Here is a 7,885-nt window from a genome sequence, read left to right on the forward strand (position 1 = left end):
GGTGCAGGCCACGTCTCCAGTAAGCCAGTAAATAGGGAGCGACGTCGGGATGTTTCGAACCGAACTGATCCGGCCGTTGTCCGAACTGCTGCGCCACCACGCCGCGAACCAGCCGGGGAAGGTCGCGTTCGCGGACTCGCGCCGTGCGGTCACGTACGCGGACCTGGAACTGCGCACCCGGCGGCTCGGCGGGCATCTCGCCGGCCTGCGGCTGCAGCCGGGCGACCGCGCGCTGATCTTCCTGGGCAACAGCGTCGACATCATCGAGAGCTACCTGGGCGTCACGCGTGCGAACGCGGTCGCGGTGCCGTTCAACCCGCACTCCGCCGACGCCGAGCTCGCCTACGTGCTGGACGACAGCGGTGCCCGCGTCGTGATCACCGACTTCGCGCACCTCGACCAGGTCCGCAAGCTCCTGCCGGGCCGCCCCTACCTCCAGGTGGTGGTGAGCGGCGACGAACCGCTCCCGCGCGGCGGTTCCGTTGCGTCGTACCAGGAACTGACCTCGACGGAACCGGTCGTTCCCGCGCGGGACGACCAGGGCCTCGACGACGTGGCGTTCATGCTCTACACCTCCGGCACCACCGGCAAACCGAAGGGCGTGCTGTCGACCCAGCGCAGCTGCCTGTGGTCGGTCGCCGCCTGCTACGCCCCGGTCATCGGCCTGAGTCGCGAGGACAAGGTGCTGTGGCCGTTGCCGCTGCACCACTCTCTCGCTCACGTGCTGTGCGTCGTCGGTGTCACGGCGGTCGGTGCTTCGGCCCGCATCCTCGACGGGTTCGCCGCGGACGAGGTGCTGGCCGCGCTGGAAGGCGACGACTACACGTTCATGTGCGGTGTTCCCGCCATGTACCACCATCTTCTGGAAGTTGCCCGCACGCGCGAGGTCTCCGCGGGCACGGTGCAGCGCTGCCTGACCGCGGGTGCCGCGTGCCCGCCGGCGTTGCGGGTCGAGTTCGAGGCCCTGTTCGGCGTCGCGCTGCTCGACGGCTACGGCAGCACCGAGACGTGTGGCCTGATCACGGTGAACTGGCCGCAGGGCACCAGGGTTCCGGGTTCGGTCGGCCTGCCGGTGCCGGGCCTCGCGGTGCGGCTCGTCGACCCGGACACCCACGTCGACGTCGACGTGGAGGCCGAGGGCGAGGTGTGGGTGCGCGGCCCGAGTCTCATGGCGGGCTACCACAACCAGCCGGAGGCGACGGCGCAGGCGATGCCGAACGGCTGGTACCGCACCGGTGACCTGGCCAGGCGGGACCTGTACGGCTACGTCACGATCACCGGCCGCGTCAAGGAGCTCATCATCCGCGGCGGCGAGAACATCCACCCCGGCGAGGTGGAGGAGGTGCTGCTCAAGGTTCCCGGTGTCGCCGACGCCGCGGTGGTCGGCAAGCCGCACGACATCCTCGGCGAGGTGCCGATCGCGTTCGTCGTGCCTGGCAAGGAGGGTCTCGACCCGGTGCGCCTGTACGACGCCTGCCGCGAGCAGCTGTCGAACTTCAAGGTGCCGGAAGAGCTGTACGAGATCGACCACATCCCGCGCACGACCTCGGGCAAGATCACCCGGCACGTGCTGCTCGACCGACCGGCCCGGCTGCGGGCCGCGAGCGGCGGGCAGCACGAGTCGTTGCTGCGCATGGACTGGGCGCCGATGCCGTCCGTGCGGACCAACAGTCTGGAGCTGGCCAAGCGCTGGGCGGTCGTCGGCCCGGACGTGTTCGGGCTGACCGCGTCGCTGGCGTCCGCCGGTGTGCACGTCGCCACGCATCTCGACGCGGCGTCGCTGCACGTGTCCGTTGTGGACGGAGAGCCCGCCCCGGACGTCGCGGTGCTGTGCTGTCCCGACGACATGGACACCGGCGGCAAGCTCACGACGGCGGCGCAGGAGGCGTTGCGCAAGGTCGGTGGAGTGCTGCGCACGTGGGTGAATGACGACTGGTTCGCGCACTCCCGCCTGGTCGTGCTGACGCGCGGCGCGGTCGCGGCCGGCGTCGAGGACGTGCGCGACCTCGTGCACGCGCCGGTGTGGGGACTGCTGCGGTCGTTGCAGGTCGAGTTCCCGAACCGGTTCACGCTGATCGACATCGACGACCTGGAGCCGTCCACCGTCATGCTGCCGCTCGCGGTCGCCGCCGGTGAACCGCAGCTCGCGATCCGCTCGGGCATCGCGTTGATGCCGCGGCTCAAGCGCGTCTCGGCGTCGGTCGACAGCGACGAGGTGCTGCGCATCGACCCCAAGCGCACCGTGGTCGTGACCGGTGCGGACGGCACGATGGGCGCCGCGCTGACCCGGCATCTCGTCGCCGCGTACGGCGCGCGCCACCTGCTGCTGATCAGCCCGCGCGGCCGCGCCGACGAGGCGACCGCACAGCTCGAGTCGGAACTGTCCGCCCTGGGCGCGAAGGTCGCGGTCGCGGCCTGCGACGTGGCGGACCGCGCGGCGCTGGCCGAGGTGCTCGGCAAGCTCAAGCGGCCGATCACCGCGGTCATCCACGGTGAGGGCGAGCACCCCGCGAAGCCGATGGCGAACGTGCCGCGCTCCGACGTGTTCCGGTCCGTTGTGGACGGTGCGGTGAACCTGCACCAGCTCACGAAGAGCGGTGACGTCACCGCGTTCGTGATGCTCTGCACGGTCGCCGGCGCGCTGGGCCTGGTCGGTTCCGGCGAGCAGGCGGCGGCGAACTCGTTCCTCGACGCGCTGGCCCGCTACCGCCGCAAGCGCGAGCTGGCCGCGACGTTCCTCGCGGTCGGGTCGACGGACGCGCCGACCACGGCGTCGCGCGTGGGTGAGCTGTCGGCGCACGAGTTCTCCGCGATGTTCGACGTCGCGACCTCGGCCGGGCTCGCGCAGGCCGTGATCATGCGGATCAACAGCGCGGCGCTGCGGGAGCAGACGTCGTCGACCGAGGTCCCGGCGTTGCTGCGCGGCCTGATCGACGTCTCCGCGCGGCTCGCCACCCCGGACGAGCGTGACCTCTCCGCCTTACGCCAGCGCCTGGTCGCGATGTCACCGGAGGAGCAGGACATCTTCCTGCTCAACCTGGTGCGCACCGAGGTCGCGGGCGTGCTCGGGCTGACCGGCGCCGAGCGCGCCGAGTCGAAGAAGACGTTCCGCGAGCTCGGCCTGACCTCGGTGACCGCGGTCGACCTGCGCAACAGACTGACCGCCGCGACCGGTTTACACCTGTCCGCGCCGGTCGCGTTCGACTACCCGACCCCGGCCGTGCTGGCCCGGCACCTGCGGGCGGAGCTGCTGGGCGAACGGGCTTCCGTCGTGCCGCTGGAGATGGTGCGGTCGGCGCCGGACGAGCCGATCGCGATCGTCGGCATGGCCTGCCGCTATCCCGGCGGGGTGGCCTCGCCGGAGGACCTGTGGCGGCTGGTGATGGCGGGCGGCGACGTCGTGTCGCCGTTCCCCGCGGACCGCAACTGGGACCTGGAGAAGCTGTTCGACGGCGCCTCGCACACGCGCAGCGGCGGGTTCCTGCACGACGCGGCGGACTTCGACGCCGAGTTCTTCGGGATCTCGCCGCGCGAGGCGCTGGCGATGGACCCGCAGCAGCGGTTGCTGCTCGAAGTCTCGTGGGAGGCCCTGGAACGCGCGGGCATCGATCCCGCCTCGCTACGCGGCACCAACGGCGGTGTGTTCGCGGGCGTCATGTACCACGACTACGGCGCCGGGCTGCTGGACGCGCCCGCCGGGACCGAGGGGTACTGGACGACCGGCACCGCGGGCAGCGTTGTGTCCGGTCGCGTCGCTTACACCCTGGGACTGCAGGGGCCGGCCGTCACCGTCGACACCGCGTGTTCGTCGTCGCTGGTCGCGTTGCACTGGGCCGCGCAGTCGCTGCGGTCGGGCGAGTCGTCGATCGCGCTGGCCGGCGGTGTGACGATCATGTCGACGCCGCAGACGTTCGTGGAGTTCTCCCGGCAGGGCGGACTGTCGGCGGACGGCCGTTGCAAGGCCTTCTCCGACTCCGCTGACGGCACGGGCTGGTCGGAAGGCGCCGGTCTCGTGGTGTTGGAGCGGTTGTCCGACGCTCGCCGCCACGGTCACACCGTTCTCGCGGTGCTGCGCGGTTCGGCGATCAACCAGGACGGCGCGTCGAACGGCCTGACCGCGCCGAACGGCCCGTCTCAGCAGCGCGTGATCCGGCAAGCGCTTGCGTCCGCTGGTTTGTCCACTTCGGACGTCGACGCGGTGGAGGCGCACGGCACCGGCACGACCCTGGGCGACCCGATCGAGGCGCAGGCGTTGCTCGCGACCTACGGCCAGAACCGCACCGATTCCTCCGGGCCGCTGTGGCTCGGATCGGTGAAGTCGAACATCGGCCACACGCAGGCCGCGGCGGGTGTCGCGGGCGTGATCAAGATGGTGATGGCGTTGCGGCACGGCACGTTGCCGCGCACCCTGCACGTGACGGCGCCGACAGCCCACGTGGAGTGGAGCAGTGGCCGCGTCGAGCTGCTGACCTCGGAGCAGCCCTGGCCGTCGGTGTCGCGGGAACGCCGGGCCGCCGTGTCGGGTTTCGGTGTCTCCGGCACGAACGCGCACGTGATCCTCGAGGAGGCACCCGAGGTCGAGGGGACGGCGGAGGAGCCGTCGTCGGTGCTCTCGGTGGTGCCGTGGGTGGTGTCGGCCAAGAACTCCGCCGCGTTGGACGCGCAGCTGGAGCGGTTCCGGGCGGTGCAGACTCCCGTTCTGGACGTCGCGGCGTCGCTGGTGTCGACGCGGACGCAGCTGGAGCACCGCGCCGTGGTCGTGGACGGCATGGAGATCGCCCGTGGCGTGGCCTCGGAGCGTCCGCTGGCGGTGCTGTTCTCCGGGCAGGGTTCGCAGCGGCTCGGCATGGGACGCGAGCTGTACGAGCGGTTCCCCGTGTTCGCCGCGGCGTTCGACGCGGTGCTGGAACACCTGGACGGCACGCTGCGCGACGTCATGTGGGGCCACGACTTCGACGCGCTGAACGAGACCCGGTACACCCAGCCCGCGTTGTTCGCGATCGAGGTGGCGCTGTTCCGGTTCGCCCAGTCGTTCGGTGTGCGGCCGGACTTCGTGGGCGGGCACTCGATCGGCGAGATCGCCGCCGCGCACGCCGCCGGCGTGCTCTCACTGGAGGACGCGTGCCGGCTGGTCGACGCGCGGTCGCGGCTGATGCAGGCGCTGCCGCCGGGCGGGGCGATGGTCGCGGTGCAGGCCACGGAGGAGGAACTGCTGCCGCTGCTGGGTTCCGAGGTGTCGATCGCGGCGGTGAACGGGCCGCGTTCTGTCGTCATCGCGGGCACCGAGGACGGCGTCGAGGCGGTCGTGGCCCGGTTCGCCGATCGCAAGACTAAGCGTCTCCCGGTCAGCCATGCGTTTCACTCGCCCTTGATGAACCCGATGCTGGACGACTTCCGCGCGGTCGTCGAGGGACTGTCGTTCTCCGAGCCGAAGATCCCGGTCGTGTCGAACGTGACCGGGCAGCTCGCCCTGCGCGAACAGCTGACCTCGCCGGAGTACTGGGTGCGGCACGTGCGTGAGGCCGTGCGGTTCTCCGATGGCGTACGCGCGTTGGGGCGTCAGGGTGTGTCGGCGTTCCTCGAACTCGGCCCTGATGGCGTGCTGTCGGCGCTGGTGGCGGAGATGACCGAGACGGGCGCGGTGCCGCTGGACACCGCCGTCGTGCCGATGCTGCGCCGCGAACGGCCGGAGGAGTCCTCCGCTGTGTCGGCGTTGGCACGCCTGCACGTCGTGGGAGTGCCAGTCGACTGGTCCGTGCTGTTCGACGGCACCGGCGCGGTGCGCGTCGACCTGCCGACGTACGCGTTCCAGCGTTCTCGTTTCTGGCCGGAACCCGAGGCCGAGGTCGGCAGGGCCGATCCGCTCGACGCGGCGTTCTGGCAGCTGGTGGAGAACGACGAGCTGGCGTCCGTGCTGGAGCTGGATCCCGACGTCGCGGCGGCGGTCGTGCCGGCCCTGTCGTCGTGGCGGACACGGCAGCGGTCGCAGTCCGTTGTGGATTCCTGGCGGTTCAGGGAGTCGTGGGACCGGCTCTCGCTGTCCGGTGCCTTCTCCGGGGCGTGGCTGGTCGTCGTGCCGCCGGGGGAGCAGGACACCTGGACGCGGGACGTCGTGGAGATCCTCGGCGGTGTCGCCGTGCCGCTGGACAAGGTCTCGGGGCTGGCCGGCCGGGAGTTCACGGGTGTCGTCTCGCTGCTCGGCGTCGCGGACGACTCGGGTGACGTGCCTTATCCGCTGGCCGGAACTGTGGAACTGCTGAAGGCCCTCGAGGGCATCGAGGCTCCGTTGTGGACGGTGACGCGCGGCGCCGTGTCGACCGGGCACGGGGACATCGTGACGTCGCCGGTGCAGGCCGCGTTGTGGGGCATGGGCCGGGTCGCCGCACTCGAGATGCCGCGCCGGTGGGGCGGCTTGATCGACCTGCCGGGCGGCGTGGACAACCAGATCGCGCAGGGTCTGCAGGCCGCGCTGCGGAACTCGCTCGGCGAGGACCAGATCGCGGTGCGCGGCAACGGTGTGTTCGCCCGTCGCCTGGTGCCCGCGCCGCGCGGTGAGCACGGCGAGGACTGGGCGCCGTCCGGCACGGTCCTGATCACCGGTGGCACCGGGGCGCTGGGCGGGTTCGTGGCTCGTTCCGTTGCCGCGCGGGGTGCTTCGCGCATCGTGCTGACCTCCCGTCGTGGCTCGCTCACCCCAGGGATCGAGCACCTGGTGGCGCAGCTCGAAGGCTTCGGCGCCGAGGTCTTCGTCGAGGCCTGCGACGCCGCCGATCGCGCTGCTCTCGAGGAATTGCTGGACGGTCTGCCTGATCTGAGGGCTGTCGTGCACTGCGCCGGAGTCGACAGCGGCGACGCGCCGCTCCTGGAGTTGTCCGCCGACCAGCTCGGGGACCTGTTGCGCGCCAAGATGGTGGCGGCACGGAACCTGCACGAGCTGACCGGGCGTCTCGACGCGTTCGTGCTGTTCTCGTCGGGCGCGGCGGCGTGGGGCAGCGGCGGCCAGCCCGCCTACTCGGCCGCGAACGCCTACCTGGACGGGCTGGCGCAGTTCCGGCGCGGTCAGGGCCTGGTGGCGACGTCCGTGCAGTGGGGCGCGTGGGCCGAGGCCGGCATGGCGACCGACCCGCACGCCTACGACCAGCTGCGCCGCCACGGCGTGCTGCCGATGGATCCCGAGCTGGCGCTGACCGCGCTGGTGCAGGCGGTGTCCGACGGCGAGACTGTTCTGACCGTCACGAACACCGACTGGGCCCGGTTCGCGCCCGGCTTCACCGCGTCACGCCCGTCGCCGTTGATCTCGTCGATTCCCGAGGTCGTCGCGGCACTGGCACCCGAGGCCGACGTGGCCGGCGCCGAGGTGGCGTTGCAGGAGAAGCTCGCGGGCCTGTCGGAGGCCGATCGCTCGCGGGTGCTGCTGGACCTGGTGCGCTCCGAGGCCGCCGCGGTGCTCGGCTACTCCGGTGTCGAGTCGATCCAAGCCGAGAAGGCGTTCCGCGACCAGGGTTTCGACTCGCTGACCGCTGTGGAGATGCGCGACCGCCTGAAGTCCGCGACGGGCCTGCCCGTGCCGTCGGCGCTGGTGTTCGACTACCCGACGCCGCGCCTGGTCGCCGAGCACCTGCTGACCGGCCTGTCCGCCGCGACGGACGGCTCCGCGCTGGCCGAGCTGACCCGGTTCGAAGCCGCTGTGGCGTCGTCGCCTGCCGATCACGACGCGATCCGCGAGCGTCTGGAGAAGCTGCTCGGGCGCCTGAAGAAGCCGGTGTCCACTTCGGACGACGACATCCGCAACGTCTCCGTCGAGGACCTCCTGAACATCATCGACGACGAGTTGCTCGACCTCTCGTAGAAGCAGTGTTTGCCCGCACGAAATGAGGACGGACCA

General features: G+C 71.3%; 1 protein-coding gene. It reads left to right on the forward strand.

Annotated features, from left to right (window positions below; translation table 11 throughout):
- Positions 1-49: 49 nt before the first annotated feature.
- Entirely contained in the window at positions 50-7,849 is a 7,800-nt protein-coding gene (locus ACIQF0_RS03485; protein WP_401023984.1) for a type I polyketide synthase, read from the forward strand.
- The last annotated feature ends 36 nt before the right edge of the window (positions 7,850-7,885 follow it).

The organism is Lentzea sp. NPDC092896, from assembly GCF_044754905.1.
Lineage (GTDB): Bacteria > Actinomycetota > Actinomycetes > Mycobacteriales > Pseudonocardiaceae > Lentzea.

Bases quoted from the DNA above. Each gene is read 5' to 3' on its own strand.
- ACIQF0_RS03485 (WP_401023984.1), top strand. From the start codon at position 50: ATGTTTCGAACCGAACTGATCCGGCCGTTGTCCGAACTGCTGCGCCAC.